A 22,928-nucleotide genomic window follows, 5' to 3' on the forward strand; every position below is an offset into this window, starting at 1 on the left:
ATTTTAATCATAACAAACTAATGTTTTTATTCGATACTATTATTGTAAATGTTTTGTAAAAATCATTGGGAATTATGAAAGAATTTTTAATTAATTTACCTAATAATGAGAAAACGATGAGTAGCCCAAAGGGGATTGCACCCACTAAACACGAACATTTCGTCATTTTTCGAAAATTTTCATGAAAAAATGAATGAATTTTATCAAATATACGCAGCTGTGTATAATAACACTATTTTTACACTTCTTTTTTATCAAAAGCACCCTTAGTATTTATTTACTAAACCTGCCAGTAAATTCCCGTTTAAAATAACAAAAAAGAACGATTTATTTAAGAAAACAATCGTCCTTTTTTCCCTTTATTCATTCTTTTTCATCGATCGTCAACGTCAGCAATTTCGTTGAGACTTGCTCAAGAAAATAACGGTCGTGTTCAATGATCAGCATAGAAGGCTCCACCAAATGGATCACTTCCTCTAATTGCTTCTGATTGAAGACGTCCAAATAATTCAGCGGTTCATCCCAGATAAACAATTCCGCTGGTGTTGCTAATGATTTGGCTAGCTCCACGCGTTTACGTTGCCCCATACTCATTTGCTGGATCGGGGTTTGAAAGACAGTTCTTTCCAAGCCAAGTTTTTTTAAATTATTTAGCAGATCTTGATAATTCAAGCCATGCTCTTGGGCAAATTCTGTCAGCATCCCACGGTTGTCCTCATAATTTTGCCGGACGTAACTAATAGTGATCCCGTGGGCTGTTTTGATCGTCCCTGTCTGCTGTCCATCGAAAGTACCTAAAATACTCGCAATCAAACTGGACTTGCCAGATCCGTTGGCCCCTTGAATCCCCAAGCGCTCTTTTTGACGGATCGCAAACGTCAGCGGTTTAAACAAAGGCTGCTCATAGCCGAGCTGAAAATGCTCTGCTTCCAGCAACACGTCATGATGGCTAACCAGTGGGGTCATTTTCAGCGGATCGATCCACTCAATGTCTTTTAACAACGCAGACTTGTCTTGAATTTGATCTTCCATCCGTTTAACGATCGCTTTCGAGCGCTTCATGGTCCGTGCCGCTCGGGCACCGATCGCCCCCGTATCATAGACTGCCCCGCTGCCTTTTTTGGTCGGCGACCCTAATTTGTCCCGTTCGCGTCCTCGGGACCACTCCGCTTTTTCGGCTGCTGTCTGCTTCAAACGCCCGATTTCTTTTTTCAACTTGCTGTTTTGTTCTTGCTCATAGGCATCTTTTTGCTGCTTTTGCAGCTCATAGACTGAATAATTCCCTTTGTACAACACCAAGCGGCTTTTTTCGATCGCCAATACATGATCGACGACTTCATCGACAAACTGTCGATCATGGCTCACAACGATAAACCCGGTTTTTTGCTGCAAATAGCGGGCAACATGTTGGCGAGCGGTCACATCCAAATGGTTGGTCGGTTCATCGATCAAAGGAAAATTCTCTTCATCAACGAACAACCGCGCCAATAGGACTTTCGTTTGCTCGCCGCCAGATAAAGTCGCAAAGGGACGCCAAAGCACTTCTGGATCAAGTTGCAGCAGGTTCAATTCCCGCTCCAAACGCCACTGCTCAAATTCGCCAGATTCCTGTAAAACAAAAAGCGTCAATTGCTGATCATCAGCGACGGTTAAGGGAAAATAAACAAATTGTTGCTCATGGGTGATCGAGCCGCTATAAGGCAATTCATTGAGCAGCAGACGCAGCAAGGTCGTTTTGCCGCGACCATTTCTGCCAATCAACCCTAATTTCCATTGTGTATCAAGGTTCAAGTTGGCATCCTCAAAAAGCAACCGTTCCTGGCTATCAAAGCCAAAAGTTAAATGATTAATACTGATATTCGACATAAATATACCTCGTCTCTATTCACGGAATAGAGTAGACTAAAGCTATTTTCAGAATCAGTTTTTAGAGGTACACAAAAAGATCCCCCATTGAAAAAGTCAACCAATCCTGAAAATCTGCAGACTATCCCCTTGGAGGAACAGTTTCATGCAGCTTTCAACAAATTGGTTAATTTTTCAATGGAGGATCCCTCATTTCGTTTAATAGTGCCCTAAGTATAGCATTGATCGACAAAAAAGCGCAAGTTCGGTACTCACTGCTGCTTTATCTTTCTATTTTATTCACAAACTAAACCCGTTATCGCTGGAAACGTTTCATTAAAAAACACTTGAAAAACAAAAAAACCATCAGGTTGGTTAGTCCTGATGGCAAAAGGAGTAAAATGAAAAATAAAAAGGTTGTTGGTTGTGAATTCATTATACCTCCGATAAAAAAACTTTACATGTGAAAAACATAACAGTTAAATTAAATAACTCTTGTTTAACTGGAATGTTTATCATTTTTTTAACAATAAAGCGGTCATCCGTTGGATAGCAAAAGAAATTTCATCCGTTGCTTCATCTTGCTTAGCTTCTGCCGCATCAAAGGCTTCTTGGTCGATTTTGTTATCCAGACTCAAAATCATCTCATCACAGCCGGCAACATATTTCATATACGCCCGCTCGAATTTTTTATGGATCCCCATCACATTTGCTGGTGGGCGCAATTTGCTGATTTTTTCCAGCATCAAGCGGTATTTGTCCGTGCCTTCTTTAAAAATTCTGGTAATCTCAGCTAGCCGCTCAGGTGTTACCTCGGCTTCTTTTTTCTCGTCGATCGCTTTGCGGATCTCTTCATAATTGGGATTCATTTTCTCCCCGATCGCTTCTGTTTCTTTGACAAGATCGTTGATTGTTTGTACATAAAAACCTAAGTTTGGTCGCACAGTGGGTTCCCTACTTTCTTTGTTATTATCTTCTATTTTACCGTTTCTTACTGCAAATGAAAAGGTCAAGAAACAGACACAAGGTGTATCGAAAATAAGTCAGCAAAAAATGGCCTGCTGCCCATGGAGAAGGACAGCAGACCATTGATTGTTTTTCCGTTTATTTTGGCTTATTTGCGTCCCATTGCTCGTTGGATCGCTTTGACGATCTCAACGACTGGAATGATCGCAAAGGAGGCGCCTAAAACGATGCCCCATTGATACAAGTCAAGGTGTGCAACACGGAAGATATCATTTAATCCTGGCACGATGAAGATCACTAGCATCAACGCAAAGGACAACAGGATCGCCCAGTTGAAGGCTTTGTTTCTAAATGCCCCTACTTTAAAGAGCGACTGATGGATCGATTTGACGTTGAAGGCATGGAACAACTGCATCAATCCTAACGTGGCAAAAGCCATCGTTAAGGCATCGGCATGGATCGCATCGTACGTATTGTGAACGGGCCATTGGATCGCTGACCAATAAACGAACAGCACGGTTGCCGCTTCTAAGATCCCTTGGTAGATGATACTACTCATCACACCACCAGAAAAGAAGTTGGAACTGCGTCCCCGCGGTGCATGTTTCATTAAATCTTTTTCAGCAGGCTCCATTCCTAAGGCAATTGCTGGGAAGGTATCCGTTACTAGGTTGATCCAAAGCAAGTGGATCGGCAATAGCGAGTCCCAACCCCACAAGGTTGCTAAGAACAAGGTCAAAACTTCCCCTAGGTTAGCGGCTAGCAAGTATTGAATCGCTTTTTGAATATTGGAGAAGACTTTTCGTCCTTCTTCCACTGCTACGACGATCGTAGCAAAGTTGTCATCGGCTAGGACCATATCGGAAGCACCTTTAGAAACTTCGGTACCTGTGATCCCCATGCCGACACCAATATCGGCTTGCTTCAGTGATGGTGCATCGTTGACCCCGTCACCGGTCATAGCAACGACTTTGCCTTCTTGTTGCCAAGCTTTAACGATGCGGACTTTATGTTCCGGTGATACCCGCGCATAGACTGAATAGTGGGCTACTTTTTGAGCGAACTCTTCATCGCTCATTTTATTGAGTTCAGCACCAGTCAAGACGGCATCATCATCGCCCGGTTTGATGATCCCTAAACGTCCGGCAATAGCTTCTGCCGTATCGCGGTGGTCTCCGGTGATCATGATTGGACGAATTCCAGCTTCTTTGGCTAAACGTACCGCATCGGCTGCTTCTGCCCGTTCTGGATCGATCATTCCGACTAAGCCAGCAAAGACGAGGTCATTTTCGACAATTTCTGATTCTAAGTTTTCTGGTACTTGGTCTACGTATTTGTAGGCCATCCCCAATACCCGTAACGCTTGTTTTGCCAGATCGGTATTGTTGAATAAGATTTTTTCTTTTTCCTCATCGGTCATTGGCAGCTCTTGGCCATCCAATAGCACTTTTGAGGTTCTGCCTAACAAGACATCCGGTGCACCTTTGACAGCAACTAAATAGCGACCGTCTTCTTGTTGGTGGATCGTACTCATTAGTTTTCGGTCAGAATCAAAGGGCAGATCCGCTATCCGTGGTTCTTGATTGACGAGATCCCGCACATGGAATCCTTGATCCATCCCAAATTGTACCAAGGCAGTTTCGGTCGGATCACCGATCAAGTTGCCTTCTTCACCAAATTTTGTATCATTGGCAAAGTTCATGACTTTTAATGCCATGTTGTCTAACGGAATATCTTCTGAAGCAGCATGTTGTTTGTTATTGACATACAATTTTTCCACGGTCATTTGATTCAACGTCAAAGTACCGGTTTTATCAGAAGCGATAATGTCCGTTGCCCCAAGGGTTTCAACCGCTGGTAATTTACGGATCACTGCATTTCGTTTCGCCATGACTTGCGTACCTAAGGCTAAGATGATCGTTACGATCGCTGGCAGCCCTTCTGGGATCGCCGCTACTGCTAATGAGATCGAAGTCAATAGCATGTCGACCCATGACGTATTGTTAAAGATCGTTCCAACGAAGAACATGATCACTGCAATGATAATGATGGCGATCGTCAGGAATTTTCCTAGTTCATTTAAGTTACGCTTCAACGGTGTTTCGGTTTCTTGGGCGCTAGCCAACATGCCAGCGATTTTCCCAACTTCAGTTCCCATCCCTGTATTGACCACGACCCCTTTTCCGCGGCCATAGGTCACATTACTGTTTGAATAAGCCATATTGACGCGATCGCCGATCCCGACATCCGTCCCGTCGATGACAGTCAATTCTTTTTCGACTGGTACGGATTCACCGGTCAAAGCGGCTTCTTCAATTTTTAACGAACTTGCTTCTAAGAGGCGTAAATCTGCCGGTACGACATCGCCAGCTTCTAACAGGACAATATCCCCCGGAACCAATTCATCGCTCTTGATGGTGACGGTATGACCATTACGCAAGACATTGGCATTTGGGGTGGACATTTCCCTTAGCGCTTCGATCGCCTGCTCTGCCTTTGCCTCTTGAACAACACCCATGATCGCGTTGATAATGACAACTGCTAAAATAATAATTGAGTCCACGACTTCATGGGAAACGACTGCTGAGATAATCGCCGCCGCTAGCAAAACGATGATCATCAAATCTTTGAATTGCTCAAAGAATTTTTGTGCCATCGATTTCTTTTTGCCTTCTTCTAATTCGTTGGGACCATACTCAGATAAGCGTTTTTGTGCTTCATCGTTCGTTAATCCATTGGCATCTGTTTGCATTTCTTCCAGAACATGCTGCGCTTCTTGCGCATAAAACGCCTGCGAAAGCTGTTCCTTTTTATTTTCTTCTGACATGTTTCTCCTCCTTTTATAGTTACTCTTCCTTTATTGTACATGATATGAAAAAAAATAGACTTATGTATGCACTGTCTAAGCATACATAAGTCTCACTGTTTAAGACAGCACCAGAAATTTCTTTCAGGATGGTGATACTGCCGCAGATAAAATCCGCCAATTACTCCCTCATGTTCATATCAATAACCTACATTATACAAAAACTTTTCGGGTCTGGCAATTTTATTTTCGCTGAAATTCAACAAAGGATTTCTCCTAAAAATCAAGCGATGATCGAGCCGTTTGGCATGCCTTTTGGTGCTTCCACGATTTGCAGACGACCATCATTGTCTTCTGCCGAAAGGATCATTCCTTGGCTGACTTGCCCCCGCATTTTCCGTGGTTTTAAGTTGGAAACGATCACGACTTTTTTGCCGATCAAATCTTGTGGTTCTGGATAAAATTCAGCGATCCCCGATAAAATTTGACGATCTTGATCATCCCCAGCAGCTAAGCGGAATTGCAGCAGCTTGTCGGCGCCTTTGACTTTTTGACAGTCAACGACTTCTGCCACTTTTAATTCGATCTTATCGAAGTCTTCGTATTTGATTTCGGCTTTCTCTGATTGCAGTGTGGTTTCTTCTGGGTCCCATTTCACCGTTTCTTCTGGACTTTGTGTCCCTTCAGCCATTTTCTTTTGGATGTAGGCTACTTCTGTTTCAAGTTCCAAACGAGGGAAAATCGGTGTGCCTTTAGCAACGACTTTCGTACCACTTGGAAATTCACCGAAGCGCAAATCTTTCAGATCCATGGCAACAGAAGCTAACCCTAGTTGTTGGAAAATATTGGCTGGTGTTTCTGTCATCACCGGTTGCAATAAGATTGCGACGATGCGTAAGCTTTCCGCCAAATGAACCATCACACTATTTAATTCTGCGCGCTTTTCTTCTTCTTTGGCTAGCACCCATGGTTGGGTTTCGTCAATGTATTTATTGGCGCGAGAAATCAATGTCCAAACTTCGGATAATGCCGTACTGAATTCCATTTTGTCCATGGCTTCATGGTAACGACCGACCACATTGGCAGCAGTCGTTGACAACTCGCTATCAAAAGGTGTCACTTTTGAGGCATAGTCCGGCACTAAACCATCACAATATTTATTGATCATGGCGATCGTCCGATTCAGCAAGTTTCCTAAGTCGTTGGCTAGATCGTAGTTCAAACGAGAGACGAAATCTTCTGGTGTAAATACACCATCGCTACCAAAAGGAACCGCCCGTAATAGATAGTAACGCAACGCATCTAAGCTATAGCGTTCCACTAACATTTCTGGATAAACGACATTGCCTTTTGATTTCGACATCTTGCCGTCTTTCATCATCAACCAGCCATGGCCAAAGATTTTTTTCGGTAATGGCAAGTCTAAGGCCATCAGCATGATTGGCCAATAGATCGTATGGAAACGCACGATTTCTTTCCCAACCATATGCACGTCAGCTGGCCAGTATTTTTGGAACAAGGAATCGTCGTCTGAGCCATAGCCTAATGCCGTAATATAGTTGGATAACGCATCGATCCACACATATACCACGTGTTCAGGACTAGCAGTGACTGGGATGCCCCATTTAAAGGTCGTTCTGGAAACAGCCAAGTCTTCTAAGCCGGGTTTGATGAAATTATTCAGCATTTCATTTTTACGTGATTCTGGTTGAATGAACTCTGGGTGTTCATCATAGTATTCAACCAAACGATCGGCATATTTGCTCATGCGGAAGAAATAAGAAGATTCCTTCACCAATTCTACCTCATGACCACTTGGCGCTTTACCGCCGATGACTTTGCCCTCTTCATCGCGGTAAACTTCTGCTAGTTGCGTTTCGGTAAAGTACTCTTCATCAGAAACGGAATACCAGCCTTCGTATTCTCCAAGATAGATATCGCCTTGATCAAGCAATTGCTGGAAGATTTTTTGAACGGCTGTTTTATGGTAGTCATCCGTTGTACGGATAAATTTGTCATAACTGATGTCTAGTGTGTTCCATAATTTCTTGACGTCAGCTGCCATTTTGTCGACATATTCTTGCGGATCTACGCCAAGTTCTTCTGCTTTTTTCTCGATTTTTTGACCGTGCTCATCGACACCCGTCAAATAAAAGACATCAAAGCCCATCAATCGTTTGTATCGTGCTACCGCATCACAAGCGATCGTCGTGTAAGAATTCCCGATATGCAGCTTGCCGCTTGGATAATAAATTGGCGTCGTAATATAGAATGTTTCTTTTTCAGCCATGGACGCAAGTCCTCCTTTTCACTAGTAAAGTGTATACTTAGGTAGTATACAGTTCGCAACCCAAAAATGCTATAAATTTAATCAAAAAAGCGGACAACCTAAGACCTTTCTTCATGCTCTAAAAGAAGCAAAGGAATCGTTTTGGTCCTTAAAACGCAGCAAATAAACCAGCAGATTTGAGTATTTCTTTTCTACTAGTTATCATAGCGCAGATAGCCGTTCACTTCAATGTTCTAGGGGAAGAATCTGATCCTGACAACAAATCTCATAGGAAATAAAGCTGTTTTATCTCTCTTTGATTAACAGGTACTTCTTTTGCTATAATGAGGAAGACTTCACTTATAGAAAGGAACGCTATGACCCGAAAAAACAAACAGCATTTTTTGCTTTTAACCGTGCTTTCTGTGGGGCACTTGCTTTTTTCAACCACAGGTTACCCCTTTTTGTTTGCTTACTTCAACAGCCATGATTACGCGGCGCTTTTTGCGACAGCGCTGGCAATCCTACGGGTAGCTTTTCTGCTCTGGATCGCTCTTTGGGGTTATTCAGCGCTCAAAGAACACCCTCGGTCTTCTTGGCTTTATCTCGCATTGTTTTTCATTAATTTGATCGTTCCTTATTTTTTCCGTTAAGGAAAACCATCGCGCTCAGTTACTTACTTTATCTAAGGCAGGAGAAACCAATGAAAGAATTTACCTCAAAATCAGCTGAAAAGCACTACTATGAAAAAGAAGCTTCTGAAGCAGACTTTCTTACGTGGTATCAGGCACAAGATCAGCCAAAATACGAGAAACCCTCCGTAACCGTCGATATGGTGTTGATGTGTTACAACAAAGAAGAAGAACAACTCAAAATTGCGCTAATCCAAAGAAAAGGGCATCCTTTCCGTAATTCTTGGGCATTGCCAGGGGGCTTCGTCAATCCCAATGAATCGACGGGGCAAAGTGTGATCCGTGAGACCCAAGAAGAGATTGGGGTCACCATCTCCAAGCAAAACATCGAACAGTTGCATACCTTCAGCACCCCTGGTCGTGATCCGCGTGGGTGGGTAATCACCGTCAGCTATTTGGCATTTATTGGTGAAGAGCCTTTGAGTGCTGGGGACGATGCGAATCAAGTGCGCTGGTTCTCTCTGGAAAGAAAAGCCAATCAAATCTATTTGACCAGCGGTGAGATCGAGATCATTCTTGACTTGGTGACTGGCGCCTCTGTTGGAAAAGATACGTTGGCTTTTGACCACAGCGCGATCATTCTCAAAGCCTTCAAACGGGTTGCCAACAAGATGGAACACGAGCCGCAAGTGCTTCTTGTGTTAGGCAAAGACTTTACGATCACGGAAGCCCGTAAAGTATTCGCCAAGTTTTTAGGGATCGATTTTAAAATGATCGATCATTCCAACTTCAAAAAATCCATGCTCCAATATTTTACGGAAGTTGGCGAAAAGCCCGTCGGCATCGGGCGTCCCTCAAAGATCTATCGCTTAAATGACGCATTTTTAGGTGATAAAATGTAAAAAAATACAACCCCCTGTCAGACCTTAGTTTGGCAGGGGGGTGCTGGTTAATCATAATTAGTGAACGTGGTTCCTAGAAACAAAAATCTTAAAGATTTTTTCTATACCCTAGGCGATCTCTGGCGTTCCTTCCAGTTCAAGTGGCTCAGCTACTCATTTCGCCTGAGAGCCGTTCTAGCTTCTGTTGGTCCTGCGTATCCAACGTGACAAAACGCAGTTCTTTACCGTACCACTGCGCTTTGTACTGGATTTTACGAACGAATTGATGCCAATCACTGATGCTGTAATGACCAGCTTTTAAAACCGTATCTTCTGCGATTTGTTCCAAATAGATCGTATCATACTGTTTTACGAGATGGTAGCTGACTTGATCGATGAATTCCCGCTTTTGACAGCAGTGAAAACGATAAAGGCGAGCGACCTTTCCTTTTAGCTTCTGATAATTTCGTGCCTGAGTCAAAAGGATTTTTTTCCGTTTGACCGCCGTAGCTTTCACCTGAAGTTTGCGTTCTGCTCGTGTCAGCTTTTTCTTCGTTTGGATGGCATGTTCACAGGTGATGGGTACCGGCTGGTTGGCTTTGACCAACTGCTGTGGATCATAAACAACCGCGATAGACGCTTGCTGTTTCGGGAGTGGCGTGATCTCTTCCAAACAAAGGATCGAGATGTAAAACTCTTCGTTGTTTTTTGCTGAGATCGTTGCCGATTTGATTTTCCCTTTGATCTCCCGATGCTTTTTTACGGGAACCAGTGTTTTAAGCTTTGGCAGCTTGATTTGATCCTCTTCAAAATAAATGGTGTGCTGCTGATTATTGGTGGTATACGATTGCCAGATACTTTTTTTGGTTTTCATTTTTGGAAAGCCAGCCCGCTTTTGAAAGTAATTTCGAAACGCTCGGTCCAGATTCCGTTGTGCATTCGCCAATGCCAAACTATCGGTCTCCTTCAAAAAAGGATACTCCTTTTTTAGTTTGGCTGGCGTCAACCCTTGCTTTGCTTCATTGTTGGCCAGCTCTTCCATCTTCGCCTCCAGCAGTTGATTGTACGTAAACCGTACACAGCCGAAGGTTTCGATGAAAAACTGTTTTTGCTGTCCATTAGGATAGATCCGAAATTTGTATGCTTTTAAAACACCCAGTTTCATCTCCTCCTAACACTCCCTATACCTTTGACGCTAGTTCCCCTTTTTTTGTGCTAACTTTTCTTGATAGATCTTTGCTTCTTTTTTCGTGGCATAAACGAAATGTCCTGGTGCGATTTCTTCCATTGCTCGTTCTTGGTTATCGTTTGGTTCGCTGACGTATTTGATCCGTTTGCGTTGACGCTCATGGTCAGGATCTGGCAGCGGAATCGCTGATAAAAGACTTTCAGTATACGGATGGACCCCGTAATGATAGATTTCATCGCTGGTGCCTACTTCTAGCAGTTTGCCGTTGTGCATCACGCCGATCCGATCGCTGATGTGTTTGACCATCGATAAATCATGGGCGATAAACAAGTACGTCAATTTATGTTCTTCTTGCAGATCTTGCAACAAGTTAACGACTTGGGCTTGGATCGAAACATCCAATGCCGAGATCGGTTCATCACAGATAATGAATTTTGGATCGACGGCTAACGCGCGGGCGATCCCGATCCGTTGACGTTGTCCCCCTGAAAATTCATGGGGATAACGGGTCCCGTGACTTGGGTTGAGTCCGACCGTTCGCAAAAGTTCATCCACCCGATCATTGCGTTCTTTTTCATTTTTGGCTAATCCGTTGATATCGATCCCTTCAGCAATAATGTCCCGAACTTTCATCCGGGGATTCAAGGAGGCATAAGGATCTTGGAAGACCATTTGGACTTCCCGGCGAAAATCAGCCAGCGGTTTCTTGCCTTTGATTTTCATAACATCTTGTCCATCAAAAAGAACTTCGCCTCCGGTAGGGTTATTCAAACGAATCACCGTCCGTCCAGTGGTCGATTTTCCACTTCCGGATTCGCCTACTAGACCAAAGGTTTCTCCTTCATAGATTTGGAAGGAGATATCATCGACGGCTTTGACTTCGTCTTTGCGGCCAACGTTAAAATATTGTTTAAGATTCTTTACTTCAAGTAAAACTTTTTCCAACCGTTTCTCCTCCTTTAGACAGATGCCTGAGTATTTTTTTCTTGGAATTTTTTCCAGCGAATCAAGATCTCATCCGGCGGAGTTACCTTCGGTGCTTGCGGCGCTAACAGCCACGTTGCTGCTTTGTGAGTCGGTGAAACATCAAAGAACGGTGGTTGCTGTTCTGCATCGATCTGCAAAGCAAATTCGTTTCGTGGATAAAAAGCGTCCCCTGTTGGCGGGTCCAACAGATCCGGTGGTGAACCAGGAATCGCGTACAACCGATCGCCTGTCCCTTCTAACGTCGGCATCGAGCCTAACAAGCCCCAAGTATACGGATGTTGCGGGTTGTAGAAGATTTCTTCTGCGGTCCCCACTTCGACGATTTTCCCACCATACATCACGGCTACTCGGTCAGCCACATTGGCAACGACCCCTAAGTCATGGGTAATAAAGACGATGGACGAATTGATTTTCTTCTGAATATCTTTTAATAACTCTAAGATCTGTGCTTGTATCGTTACATCCAATGCAGTAGTCGGTTCATCTGCAATCAAGATCTGTGGGTAGCAGATCAACGCGATCGCAATAACGATCCGCTGCCGCTGACCACCGGAAAATTGATGCGGATAATTTTTCAAGCGTTTCTCAGCATTCGGGATACCGACAAGGTTCAGTAATTCCAACGCTTGTCGCAAGCCTTCTTTTTTACTGATTTTGTTGTGCTTCATCAATGACTCTGCCACTTGCTTACCAATCGGCATCGTTGGGTCTAGTGAAGTCATTGGATCTTGGAAAATCATGGCGATTTCCTTGCCACGGATTTTTTGCAGTTCTTTTTCGGATTTTTTCAAAATGTCCGTCCCATTGAAGAGGATCTGGCCATTATCGACATTGGCATTGCTGGCTAACAACCCCATGATACTACGGGTTGTCACGGACTTGCCGCTCCCGGATTCGCCCACGATCGCCAAGGTTTCTCCTTTGTATAGATCGAAACTGACATCACGGATCGCTTGGACTTTCCCAGCAAAGGTGTCAAAAGAAATTTCTAAGTTTTTCACTTCTAAGACTTTTTTCATCGCAATCACTCTTTCATTTTCGGATCAAAGGCATCACGCAAACCGTCTGCCAGCAAGTTGAACCCAATCATAATCACAGACAAGGTCACAGCCGGCACCCACATTTGGTAAGGCAGGAACAAGAAGGTTTTGTAGCCATCGCTTAGTAACATCCCTAAAGATGCTGAAGGTGGTTTTAGTCCTAGCCCGATAAAGCTTAGGAAGGCCTCGAAGAAAATCGCCGAGGGAATACTGAACATCATTTGTACGATGATCACGCTGGAAATATTTGGTAATACGTGTTTCATCGCAATCTTGAGACGACTTTCCCCCAGTGTCGTTGCGGCTAAAACGAATTCCTGATCTTTTAGTTTCATTGTTTGGGCCCGTACAATCCGCGCCATTGGAATCCAGTTAGTGATCGCCATTGCTGCCACGATCGAGAAGATCCCTGGTTCGAAAACTACCAGCATCAAGATCATTACCACTAAGTTGGGAATACCAGATAAGATCTCTAAGAAACGTTGCATCACATTATCGATCCGTCCACCTAAAAGACCAGAGATCAAGCCATAGGTTACACCAAAGATGATATCTAGCATCGCTGCGATAAACGCAATCAATAAGGAGATACGTGTTCCTACAAATAAACGACTCAATAAGTCACGACCTAATCCATCCGTTCCTAAAAGGAAATACGTCCCGTCAGGAACATTGGCAGCTGCATACTTATCTACTAGCTCGCCTCCCACCATCGCATAGCCGTTTAAGCCATTGATGTTGATACCGGGAATTTTCGGCGGCAGATTCGTAAAGGTCACATTTTGTGCAGTTGGATCATGTGGCGAGACAAAAATCGTAATGATTGAGATCGCAATAATGATCAGCAACAAAATGATTGAGAAAACCGCGGCTTTGTTCTTTTTCAAACGACGCCATGAATCTTGGAAAAAGGTTAATGAAGGGGTTGCGATCGCTTCACGCTCTTCATTGGTATTTTTTTGTAACGGTTGAAATTTGGCTGCATCGATGGCAGCAACATCATTTGCTGTGTAAGGTTTCTCTGCCATTAGCCACGACTCCCTTCTGAAACTCGGATCCGCGGATCAACGATTCCATATAAAATATCAACAACAAGAATCACAAAGACCAACATTGCGGAATAAAGGATCGTTACCGCCATGATCGTTGGATAGTCATTGGTCATGATTGATTTTACGAACTGTTCACCGATACCCGGGATCGCAAAAATATTTTCTACGACAAGGGAACCAGTCATCAAACCGACAGCTAGCGGTCCTAACAACGTCAATAACGGAATCAAACTATTCCGCAAACCGTGCTTGAAGGCAATTTCCCAGCGGCTCAATCCTTTTGCTCGTGCCAACTCGACATAATCACTATGCAGCACTTCCACCATCTCGGTTCGAATAAACCTGGCGGAATCCGCTAACGGCGACATCGCTAAGGCGACGGTCGGTAGGATCGTGCTAGCAAAGGTCTCCCACTTAGCAATCGGCAAGATCCCTAGTTTGATGGCAAAAATGTATTGCAGCAAAACGGCAAAGACAAAGTTAGGGATCGAACGCCCTAAGATCGCCACTAAGGTAGACGTTGTATCGATCCAAGTATTTTGCTTCATCGCAGAGATCGTTCCTAAAATGATCCCAAAGAAGGTACCAAAGATGATCGCTTGTAGCCCTAGTTGCAGTGAAGGTCCGATTCTTCCTGATAGTAAATTCGCTACTGGCTGGTTTTTAAATTGGAAAGAGATCCCAAAGTCACCTTTTAGTAGATTGGTCAAATAAAGCCAATATTGGGTAATGATCGGTTTGTCCAATCCTGCTTGCTCATTTAGCAAGGCAATTTGTTCTGGACTTAATTTTTCAGCATTCGTATATGGTGTTCCTGGCAAAAATTGCATCAAGAAAAAGGTGATCGTGGCAATCAGCCATAATGTTAAGACCATATAGAACACTCGTTTCAATAAATATTTCAAAAAGCTGTTCACGCAGTTTCCCCCTTAAGTATTTTGACTTCTATTCAATAATTATGTAAATTAACATAGTACGAATCATTAAAAAGGAGTCAGATCATGAAAATAAAAAAAAGTAGTGGGCTCATACCCCTCCTATGCCTCGCAATTTCTGGCGGATGGTTAGCCATAAAAAATGAATTTTCCATAGCAGCTCTTTCAGATGCCCTTTTCTTGTGGGCGCTGTTCTTTTTGATCATTGGCGGTTTTTTATGGGTATTTGCTTCTGGTTTCTTTGACCATTTTCAATATTCCATGAAGAAAGCTTTTTCCAAAAATAAAACAGATTATCTGAAATTATCCCAAGTTGGCAAACAGAGTTACGCCTTTTGGTTATGGCCTGGTGTCTTCTTGTTATTCCTTTCATTGCTCTTTTTAATGATTGCTACTAGTTAATTTCATTCTTATATTTTTACTCGTTGAAATGAGAAGCAAAAGGCTGAGACAAGAAATTGTCCCAGCCTTTTCTTCGGCATTTCAAGTCAACTACTCGTGATTATTCGATTGATGTCCACTTGTAGTCGTATTGTGCGCCTGCTGCGTGAGCAACAACACCTTTGACTTTTGTTGCACGTAAGTGTGCTTCCGCTTTTTGATAAACTGGAATGACACCTTGTTCATTCATAATGATTTTTTCTGCATTGACTAAATCTTCCCAACGTTTGTCAGGGTCATTGGCATTGGTCGTACCTGCTGCTTTTACAGCTGCATCGTATTCTTCACTGCTCCATTGACCACGGTTGTATGAGTTGCCTGTCGTAAACAAGTCAGTAAAGCTACTTGCATCGGCATAGTCAGCACCCCAACCGCCCATTACTGTATCAAAATCACCCGCATTTGAACGATCCAAACGAACAGAGAATGGAACTGGACTTAACGTGACTTTCACACCGTCCAATGTTTTTTCGATCGTGTCTTGCAAGTACTCAATGATTTTCTTGGTTGAGTCTGTATCAGAAGCTAAGATATCAAATTCTAATGAATCGATTCCTAATTCTTCTTTGGCTTTTTCCCAATATTCTTTTGCTTTCTCTTGATCGTAGCTAATGACGCTGCCAGCTGCTTCTGTGAAGTCTGTATGATCGCCAGGGCTGAAAGTCATGCCTTCCGGCACCAAACCAGTTGAAGCAATTGAACCATCACCTAAGATCGATGTTACTAAGGCATCACGGTCGATCGCATAAGAGATTGCTTTACGCAAGTTTTCGTTACGGAAAGGTGAATCTTCATCACGTTGATTCAATTCTAAGTAAGAAGTCGTTGCTTCTGGTTGAGAAACGAATGCTTCGTCGTTAGCCATCTGTTGCGCCAGTTCACCTGTTAGGATGACATCATCTGCTTGACCATCTTGGAAAAGATTCAAGGCAGTTGAGGATTCTTTCACGACGCTTACGTTGATCGTTTGTAATTTAACAGTGTCTTTGTCCCAATACTGATCGTTCTTTTCATAAGCCCATTCTGTATCCGTTCCTGGTCCATCAAACCCAGTCAAGACAAATGGTCCATTATAAACGGCATTGTCGCTGGTTGATGCATATTGATCGCCATTTTCTTCCACTACTTTTTGATTTTGTGGGAAGAAGGATGGAAATGCTAATAAGTAATCAAAGTAAGGTGTTGCTTTTTCTAGGGTGATTTCTAATTCGTAATCCCCCACTGCTTTGATGCCTAGCTCTGATGGATCCGTATCGCCAGCTGTGATGGCATCCGCATTTTTGACTGGTGAAAATAGATACGCATATTCTGATGCAGTTTCAGGTTTGACCGTCCGTTGCCAGCCATAGACATAATCCGCTGCTGTAACAGGGTCACCATTTGACCATTTCGCATCTTCACGCAATTTGATCTTGTAAGTTAGTCCATCCTCGCTGACTTCAGCTGCTTCAGCTGCACCAGCAGGTTGTGGTGTGCTGTCAGCATCCAAACGATACAGACCTTCATACACATTGTTCAATGCACTGAAACTGATCGTATCAGTTGCTAATGAGAGATCCGCACTTGGCATTTCTTGTGAAACCACTACGTTAAATACTTGTTCTGCGTTGCTATCGCCGCTAGTTGCTGTGTCATTGCTTGAACTATTTGTTCCGCCTGTTGTACAGCCGGCTAACACCACGCCACACACAGCTACTAAACCATAGGCCCATTTATTTTTCATCCTGTCCTACCCCTTAATTGAATTAATTTTCAGAATAATCATTCGATTTCTGAAGTTAGATAAGATTTTAATTAATAATTATTAAAAAAGCAATCCTTTTTTCGATAAAAAACACCTTTGGAAGAAAGTTTTCTTGGTATTTACTTACCTTACTCTCATCAAACACTCGTTAAATGCTATTTTTCCTTTCTTTATTTATAAGAAATAAAGCAAAAATAATAATAAAAAAACATGGTTAAATGTAACTTACATTCGTTTTCTGTCTTTCTTTTTCATTTGATCTGTCAAAATGAGAAACCCCTGATAGAAGTGTAAATATACAGCAATCACCAATGATTTTTATCAAAACAGTCCAAAAAAAAGACCTGATCGCATAGGATCAGGTCTTCTCGCTTTAAGGACACTTGTTGCCTCCGCGAAAGGATGCCCTTCGATGATTAATGGATCGCGCCGCCAATCGCTTTTAAATCTTCTTTGTCGGCATAATCAACGATGGCTTCCACTGCTGCAGTTAATCCTTTGGCGATGTCTTCGATGCTCATTGCAGGCTGTCCTGCTTTATCGACGACTTGCTGAGGAATAAACGGCACGTGGATAAAACCGCCTTTCATTTCAGGGTATTTTGTATCGATCATGTATTGTACTTGATACATGATGTGGTTGCAGACAAAGGTTCCAGCAGTATTAGAAACGGCTGCAGGTATTCCGGCTTTTTTCATGTTTTCTACCATTGCTTTGATCGGCAGTTGTGTGAAGTAGGCAGGCTTTCCTTCTGTTTGGATCACTTCATCGACGGGTTGATTGCCTTCATTATCAGGAATCCGGGCATCATCCACATTGATTGCCACTCGTTCTGGTGAGATGGCAAACCGTCCGCCCGCTTGACCGATGTTTAAGACGACATCTGGGTGGATCTCTTCAATTTTCTCTTCGACGATCGCCGCTGATTTCCCAAATACAGTGGGGATCTCTGCTTTCACGATCTGTGCACCATGAATTGTATCTGGCAGTAATTTCACTGCTTCTAAGGCAGGATTGATTGCTTCTCCGCCAAATGGATCAAATCCGGTAATTAATAATTTCATTTCCATCATCCTTCCATCTCTGTTTTACCACTAAAATGCCCAAAAGTACATTAAAGCGATGTGAATCACTAACAATATTAAAGCAATTGGGGCTTGTGCTTTAATGACACCATTTGGGTCCTTCATCTCTAACAAGGCCACTGGCAGTGCATTGAAATTGGCTGCCATCGGGGTCAACAACGTGCCGCAAAAACCAGCGGTCATTGCCAACGCACCAGCAACGACGGGGTCGCCACCTTGCGCCATTACGAAAGGTACACCAATGCCGGCGGTAATAACAGTAAATGCCGCAAAGCCATTTCCCATGATCATAGTAAAGATCATCATTCCTAAACAGTAAGCCACGACACCGATAAAACGATTGCCTTCTGGCACGACGCCAGAGATTCCTTGAGAAATCACGTCACCAACACCAGCAGCGTTAAAAATGACACCTAGTGCTGCTAATAACTGTGGCAAGATACCGGCAGTTCCGACTTGACGAAGCATCCGGTCGGAATCGTCTAACACTGTTTTTGGTTTAGCGGAAGTTAGCACGACTGCCAACAAGAGTGCTAAGATCGACGCGATCCCGATCCCCACTTGGCCCCCTAATGGTGTATAAGAAATCACTACAGCGATCAATGCTAAACTGATACATGGCACGAAGATCGTACTACCGATCCGTTTAGCCGATGCTTCTGCTTTTTCATCATCCACGTCCACGATTTTACCAATCTGCACTTGTTTGAAGAAGGTCAAACAGCCCATCAAAACGATCAAAATCCCGTCCACAAGATACGGCAAGAAATTTCCGAAAGCAAAGACGATCCCTAGCAGTAACCAAAAGGCAGAGGTGCCTAATCGGGTGGGATGATCCGCTTCACGAAAAACCCGGACAGCCGTCATGATCGACAGCAATCCGATCAAGATATAAAAGAATTCCAATAATCCGTTAACGATTCCTTCCATCTATTTCTCCTCCTTCTTGCCATATTTTTTTGCTAATTTGCGATCAAAGAGCAAGTTCGACAATGTAGCAATGACTAAGACGATCAACGCGATCGGCAATGAGGCTTGCGCGATTGAACTAGCTGCCACATCATACCCAAGAGATTGCAACGTTCCTACGATCAACAGCACACCAGAAGCAGCCACGAAGGTATTTTGCGCAAAGAAATTCCCAAAGTTTTCGTTGGCGGCAGCTCGGGCTTTGATTTTTTCCTGATCTTTTTCATCTAGTTCCCCAAATTTATTTTCCCCAGCAGCTTGCGCCATCGGGTTGACGATTGGGCGAATAAATTGCGTATGTCCTTGGATCCGAATAGAGAAAAAGCCAGCAAGTTCTCGAATAAATAAGTACAAACTCAAAAACTTCCCTGGTGTCAAGCCTTTGATTTTTTCAATCAATATGACGGCCTGCTGTTTCAAGCCAAAACGTTCCGACAAGCCGACCATTGGTAGCGTCAGCAAGAACAGTGTCACGAGTCGATTATTGACAAACGCTTCTCCTAACATTGTTAAAAAATCAACAACAGAAATCCCCGACACAAGCGCGGTGACAAAACCAGCAACGATTACGACAGCAATAGTATCTAGCTTCAGCAAAAAGCCGACTAAAATAACTAGAATACCAATTAATTTAATCCATTCCATCAAATCATCCTTTCACGATAAGTTATTTTTAATGAATACCAGCCTTTAGTATAATCTATTTTTTTCTTGTAAAACAATATTTTTTGAATTTTCTTTGCGGGAATACGCTTTCTTTAAGGCGTTTTTTTAATGTTTAGATAATAAAAAACAAAAAGAAGAACTGCGCTTGTGCAGTCCTTCTTTTATTTTACGTATTTAAGAAGCAGAGGCTTCTTTTTTCATTTGTTTGCTTCGCAGCTGTCCGCAAGCTGCGTCAATATCTGTCCCATGTTCTTTACGAATCACACAGTTGATGCCGTTTTTCTTTAAAATGTCATAAAAAGCTAACACATCGGCTTTTTTACTTCGAGCATATTGGTCATGTTCACTCACTGGGTTATAAGGAATCAAGTTGACGTAAGACAATTTCTTTTTATCCTTCAATAATGCTGCCAACTGACGGGCATGTTCCGGTCGGTCGTTGACATGATCCAGCATGATATACTCAAACGTGATGCGGCGATTGGTTTTTTCTAAATAATAATCGACCGCTGCCATCAGTTTTTCAATTGGGAAGCTCCGATTGATCCGCATCATAGAGGTTCTGACTTCGTTATTTGGGGCATGCAGCGAAATGGCCAAGTTCACTTGCAAGCCGTTTTCCGCAAACTCTCTGATTTTATGCGCTAAGCCGCTGGTTGACACGGTAATATGCCGCGCGCCGATCGCTAAGCCTTTCGGGTCGTTGATAATCTGTAAGAAATGCATCACATTGTCATAGTTATTAAAAGGTTCGCCGATCCCCATGACGACTACGTGAGAGACTCGTTCTCCCTCGTTGCGTTCATCAAAATAGTGTTGCACTAACATGATTTGAGCCACGATCTCGCCTGCCGTTAAGTCTCGTTGTTTCTTTAATAACCCACTAGCACAAAAGGTACAGCCGATGTTGCAGCCGACTTGGGTCGTCACACAAACGGACATGCCATATTCTTGACGCATCAAGACCGTTTCAATCATGTGATTGTCTGGCAATTGGAATAAATATTTGACGGTCCCGTCACTGGCTTCTTGTACCACCATCTGTTTCAGGGGATTGATCACAAAGGCTGCCGACAGTTTCTCAATCAAAGGCTTCGGTAGATTGGTCATTTCTTCAAAGGTAGTTACTCGTTTTTCATAGAGCCACTCCCACACTTGGTTAGCCCGGAATTTCTTTTCATTTTGTTCAGTTATCCACAAAGATAAATCTGATTTGGTAAGTCCATAAATCGATGGGTTCACTTTTTTCCCTCTTTTCAAACTAGTCGCTACATACTATAACTGAATTCTTTGTGAAAAGCAACCGTGCCTTGTCCCTTCCTCTCAGTCTTTCAGCAGCAATTTTTTGTTGCATTGCTCTTTTTTAAAGGTCTCCTTTATTCCGTTTAACGGTTCATTTATCCATAGAAACACTCTCACAAAGACATGCACAAAAAAAGCAGGAGCCGAACCTACTCCTATGAACAAAATAGAGCGGTTCTTTCCTGCTTATTTCGGCTCTTTCCCCATGAGCGTTGCTTTATTGACAAGATCACCCTTCAAAAGAAAGGACTCGGCCTTCTTTTGCGGTCAACATCCCCCGTTGCGGTGGCTGTAGCTGTAAATAAAGCTGGAGTGACATTTCTAATATTAGTTCTTTGTCTCCTTGTTGAAAAACGCCATAATAATAGGTCTGTTCCCGTTTCTCTTCATATGTATGACTCACAAGGTAATACCCTTGTTCCATGGTTTCATTGCGCTTTTTGGTTTCTGAAAGAAAACGGCGAATATGTTTATAAGTAAAGAGAATCAATAAAATGACAACTGCTATTAAAAATAAATACCCCATTGCTGTTTTACACCTCGATCGTTGATGTGGCAAAGGTCGGCTCCACACCAATACTGATCATCAAAGCAGCATCGACTTCACACATCACTTTATCGTCTAAATGACAAACCTTTTCTTTCAACCGACTTTTGTCGATCGTGCGGATCTGTTCCATCAAAATGACGGAGTCTTTGCCAATCCCTGTGCAAGAAGCGGAAATCCCAATGTGGGTTGGTAATTTCGGCTTCGCCATTTTTGCCGTGATCGCCGCAATGATCACGGTGGGACTGAAGTGATTGCCCAAGTCATTTTGAATGATCAAGACCGGCCGTATTCCGCCTTGCTCCGATCCAACGACTGGTGAAAGATCGGCAAAATAAATATCTCCCCTTTTTACCATAGGACCACCCTAACTTTTATATTCTCGCGGAACCCTTGCTGAGAGGGTGCACGCTACTTCATAGTGAATCGTTTCTAACTGGTCTGCAACATCCTGCATCGTAATTCGTTTCCCATGATTCTCACCAATCAACGTGACCGTTGTACCGACAGCAAAAGCTCGTGGCAAACGAATCATCAGTTGATCCATACACACCCGACCGACGATTTCACAAGGTTCGCCTTCTACTAAGATCGAGAACCCTTGCATTTTTCGTAACCAGCCATCCGCATAACCGATAGGCACGGTGCCGATCCATTCCTGACGGGGCGTGATATATGTCTCACCATAGCCAATCCCCGCTCCTTTTTCAAGTAATTTCACTTGGATCAGTTCAGAAACAAGTGAAAGGGCTGGTTTTAAGGAGAATGGTTCCTTCAATGTATGACCTGACGGATTCAATCCATACATCGCGATCCCAAAACGGACCATATTCCCAACAGCCTCTTTGTGCCACAAGGAGGTCGCACTATTGCCTGTATGTATATATGTCGGCAAATAAGGCAAAACAGTTAAGACTTCTTTAAATCGCTGGTGCTGAGTTTCCCAATAAGTCGTATCAGCTTGATCGGCTGTAGAGAAATGGGTAAAGATTCCTTCCCAATCAAAAGAGGGATGATCTTCCAACCAAAGAACGGCTTGACGCACTTCTTCTGAGGTTAAAAAGCCGATTCTCCCCATGCCGGTATCCACTTTGACATGTACTTTAAGGGATGTCTTTATAGGATTTTCCTTTAAATAAGTATCAGCTTCTACCAACCAGTCCATCGAAGCGACTGGAAAAGAAAAATCGTATTCCGCAAGTAAGGGAATGTCATGCACGTTCACAACTCCTAAAATCAGTAGCGGCTCATTGATCCCTGCTTCTCGCAATTCGATCGCCTCATCAATCGTCGCAACGCAAAAACCTACTGCGCCGCCTTCTTTGGCTGCTTGAGCCGTTTGTACCGCTCCGTGTCCGTACCCGTTGGCTTTGACTACCGCAAAAAGAAACGTCTCACTTGGTAAGTGAGCAATCTCGTTTTTGATGTTTTCGGTAATCGCTGTTGTATCAATAATCGCTTTCGTTGGTCTATGGTAAGCAACCACCATTTCCAGTTCCTTCTTTCTACTAGTGCTTGATCAGACAAACAAATTAAGTTGGTTTTATGTAGTCGTCTGTTCGTCCATAAAGT

Annotated in this window: 20 protein-coding genes; 3 read left to right on the forward strand and 17 right to left on the reverse strand. The window is 43.2% G+C overall.

Annotated elements, in window-relative coordinates:
- Positions 1-363: 363 nt before the first annotated feature.
- From abc-f to metG, 4 genes are all read right to left on the reverse strand, one after another.
- Positions 364-1,866, reverse strand: a complete 1,503-nt coding sequence (abc-f, locus tag FJU10_RS05580) for a ribosomal protection-like ABC-F family protein (protein WP_140965365.1) — start codon at positions 1,864-1,866, stop codon at positions 364-366.
- A 494-nt stretch (positions 1,867-2,360) separates the two neighbouring features.
- Positions 2,361-2,789, reverse strand: coding sequence for a hypothetical protein (locus FJU10_RS05585; protein WP_005228008.1), 429 nt, complete (start codon positions 2,787-2,789; stop codon positions 2,361-2,363).
- Positions 2,790-2,959: 170 nt separating this feature from the next.
- Positions 2,960-5,638 carry a cation-translocating P-type ATPase gene (locus FJU10_RS05590; protein ID WP_081117772.1) on the reverse strand — a complete coding sequence of 893 codons (2,679 nt, stop codon included), beginning with the start codon at positions 5,636-5,638 and terminating at the stop codon, positions 2,960-2,962.
- A 262-nt stretch (positions 5,639-5,900) separates the two neighbouring features.
- Complete coding sequence (gene metG / locus FJU10_RS05595; protein ID WP_140965366.1) at positions 5,901-7,907, reverse strand: methionine--tRNA ligase; 2,007 nt, start codon at positions 7,905-7,907, stop codon at positions 5,901-5,903.
- 356 nt (positions 7,908-8,263) lie between these two features.
- On the opposite strand from metG, the gene FJU10_RS05600 reads away from it, so the two are divergent.
- Together FJU10_RS05600 and FJU10_RS05605 are read left to right on the forward strand one after the other, a co-directional pair.
- On the forward strand, positions 8,264-8,539 hold the full coding sequence (locus tag FJU10_RS05600; protein WP_081117773.1) for a hypothetical protein: 276 nt from the start codon (positions 8,264-8,266) through the stop codon (positions 8,537-8,539).
- 50 nt (positions 8,540-8,589) lie between these two features.
- On the forward strand, positions 8,590-9,420 hold the full coding sequence (locus tag FJU10_RS05605; RefSeq protein ID WP_005233702.1) for an NUDIX domain-containing protein: 831 nt from the start codon (positions 8,590-8,592) through the stop codon (positions 9,418-9,420).
- A 145-nt stretch (positions 9,421-9,565) separates the two neighbouring features.
- Here the strand turns inward: FJU10_RS05605 and FJU10_RS05610 are convergent, their stop codons facing one another.
- The 5 genes from FJU10_RS05610 to opp3b are packed head-to-tail and all read right to left on the reverse strand — an operon-like array spanning position 9,566 to position 14,584.
- Complete coding sequence (locus tag FJU10_RS05610) at positions 9,566-10,564, reverse strand: RNA-guided endonuclease TnpB family protein (protein WP_140965367.1); 999 nt, start codon at positions 10,562-10,564, stop codon at positions 9,566-9,568.
- Positions 10,565-10,594: 30 nt separating this feature from the next.
- On the reverse strand, positions 10,595-11,533 hold the full coding sequence (locus tag FJU10_RS05615; RefSeq protein WP_005227998.1) for an ABC transporter ATP-binding protein: 939 nt from the start codon (positions 11,531-11,533) through the stop codon (positions 10,595-10,597).
- Positions 11,534-11,547: 14 nt separating this feature from the next.
- A complete protein-coding gene (locus FJU10_RS05620) occupies positions 11,548-12,600 on the reverse strand; it encodes an ABC transporter ATP-binding protein (RefSeq protein ID WP_216593164.1) in 1,053 nt (350 codons plus the stop codon).
- Positions 12,600-13,643, reverse strand: coding sequence for an ABC transporter permease (locus FJU10_RS05625; RefSeq protein ID WP_005227994.1), 1,044 nt, complete (start codon positions 13,641-13,643; stop codon positions 12,600-12,602). The genes FJU10_RS05620 and FJU10_RS05625 overlap by 1 nt, the downstream gene beginning before the upstream one ends.
- The gene (opp3b, locus tag FJU10_RS05630) at positions 13,643-14,584 is read right to left on the reverse strand and encodes an oligopeptide ABC transporter permease (protein ID WP_005227991.1); all 942 of its coding nucleotides are present in this window, start codon (positions 14,582-14,584) and stop codon (positions 13,643-13,645) included. Before opp3b ends, FJU10_RS05625 begins: the two co-directional genes overlap by 1 nt.
- Before the next feature lie 84 nt (positions 14,585-14,668).
- Between opp3b and FJU10_RS05635 the strand changes: the two genes are divergently transcribed.
- A complete protein-coding gene (locus tag FJU10_RS05635; protein WP_005227990.1) occupies positions 14,669-15,004 on the forward strand; it encodes a DUF3899 domain-containing protein in 336 nt (111 codons plus the stop codon).
- A 100-nt stretch (positions 15,005-15,104) separates the two neighbouring features.
- Here the strand turns inward: FJU10_RS05635 and FJU10_RS05640 are convergent, their stop codons facing one another.
- From FJU10_RS05640 to alr, 8 genes are all read right to left on the reverse strand, one after another.
- Positions 15,105-16,766, reverse strand: a complete 1,662-nt coding sequence (locus FJU10_RS05640) for a peptide ABC transporter substrate-binding protein (RefSeq protein WP_077452269.1) — start codon at positions 16,764-16,766, stop codon at positions 15,105-15,107.
- A 437-nt stretch (positions 16,767-17,203) separates the two neighbouring features.
- Entirely contained in the window at positions 17,204-17,851 is a 648-nt protein-coding gene (pcp, locus tag FJU10_RS05645) for a pyroglutamyl-peptidase I (protein WP_081117776.1), read from the reverse strand.
- A 30-nt stretch (positions 17,852-17,881) separates the two neighbouring features.
- On the reverse strand, positions 17,882-18,802 hold the full coding sequence (locus FJU10_RS05650) for a DUF979 domain-containing protein (protein ID WP_077452271.1): 921 nt from the start codon (positions 18,800-18,802) through the stop codon (positions 17,882-17,884).
- Positions 18,803-19,486, reverse strand: coding sequence for a DUF969 domain-containing protein (locus FJU10_RS05655; protein WP_005233676.1), 684 nt, complete (start codon positions 19,484-19,486; stop codon positions 18,803-18,805).
- Positions 19,487-19,681: 195 nt separating this feature from the next.
- A complete protein-coding gene (rlmN, locus tag FJU10_RS05660; RefSeq protein WP_262984552.1) occupies positions 19,682-20,749 on the reverse strand; it encodes a 23S rRNA (adenine(2503)-C(2))-methyltransferase RlmN in 1,068 nt (355 codons plus the stop codon).
- A 289-nt stretch (positions 20,750-21,038) separates the two neighbouring features.
- Complete coding sequence (locus FJU10_RS05665) at positions 21,039-21,335, reverse strand: hypothetical protein (RefSeq protein WP_077452272.1); 297 nt, start codon at positions 21,333-21,335, stop codon at positions 21,039-21,041.
- A 7-nt stretch (positions 21,336-21,342) separates the two neighbouring features.
- Positions 21,343-21,714: a type II toxin-antitoxin system PemK/MazF family toxin gene (locus FJU10_RS05670; RefSeq protein WP_005227961.1), complete on the reverse strand. Its 372-nt coding sequence runs from the start codon at positions 21,712-21,714 to the stop codon at positions 21,343-21,345.
- A 9-nt stretch (positions 21,715-21,723) separates the two neighbouring features.
- Positions 21,724-22,845, reverse strand: a complete 1,122-nt coding sequence (gene alr, locus FJU10_RS05675) for an alanine racemase (RefSeq protein WP_140965369.1) — start codon at positions 22,843-22,845, stop codon at positions 21,724-21,726.
- Between the last annotated feature and the right edge of the window lie 83 nt (positions 22,846-22,928).

This window comes from Enterococcus sp. OL5 (assembly GCF_006491895.1).
GTDB lineage: Bacteria > Bacillota > Bacilli > Lactobacillales > Enterococcaceae > Enterococcus_D > Enterococcus_D innesii.

Coding starts and splice junctions, on each gene's coding strand:
- FJU10_RS05625 (WP_005227994.1), bottom strand. CDS start 13,643: ATGGCAGAGAAACCTTACACAGCAAATGATGTTGCTGCCATCGATGCA.
- FJU10_RS05640 (WP_077452269.1), bottom strand. CDS start 16,766: ATGAAAAATAAATGGGCCTATGGTTTAGTAGCTGTGTGTGGCGTGGTG.
- alr (WP_140965369.1), bottom strand. CDS start 22,845: ATGGTGGTTGCTTACCATAGACCAACGAAAGCGATTATTGATACAACA.
- FJU10_RS05600 (WP_081117773.1), top strand. CDS start 8,264: ATGACCCGAAAAAACAAACAGCATTTTTTGCTTTTAACCGTGCTTTCT.
- abc-f (WP_140965365.1), bottom strand. CDS start 1,866: ATGTCGAATATCAGTATTAATCATTTAACTTTTGGCTTTGATAGCCAG.
- FJU10_RS05665 (WP_077452272.1), bottom strand. CDS start 21,335: ATGGGGTATTTATTTTTAATAGCAGTTGTCATTTTATTGATTCTCTTT.
- FJU10_RS05650 (WP_077452271.1), bottom strand. CDS start 18,802: ATGGAAGGAATCGTTAACGGATTATTGGAATTCTTTTATATCTTGATC.
- FJU10_RS05670 (WP_005227961.1), bottom strand. CDS start 21,714: ATGGTAAAAAGGGGAGATATTTATTTTGCCGATCTTTCACCAGTCGTT.
- FJU10_RS05635 (WP_005227990.1), top strand. CDS start 14,669: ATGAAAATAAAAAAAAGTAGTGGGCTCATACCCCTCCTATGCCTCGCA.
- FJU10_RS05590 (WP_081117772.1), bottom strand. CDS start 5,638: ATGTCAGAAGAAAATAAAAAGGAACAGCTTTCGCAGGCGTTTTATGCG.
- pcp (WP_081117776.1), bottom strand. CDS start 17,851: ATGAAATTATTAATTACCGGATTTGATCCATTTGGCGGAGAAGCAATC.
- FJU10_RS05605 (WP_005233702.1), top strand. CDS start 8,590: ATGAAAGAATTTACCTCAAAATCAGCTGAAAAGCACTACTATGAAAAA.
- FJU10_RS05655 (WP_005233676.1), bottom strand. CDS start 19,486: ATGGAATGGATTAAATTAATTGGTATTCTAGTTATTTTAGTCGGCTTT.
- FJU10_RS05610 (WP_140965367.1), bottom strand. CDS start 10,564: ATGAAACTGGGTGTTTTAAAAGCATACAAATTTCGGATCTATCCTAAT.
- metG (WP_140965366.1), bottom strand. CDS start 7,907: ATGGCTGAAAAAGAAACATTCTATATTACGACGCCAATTTATTATCCA.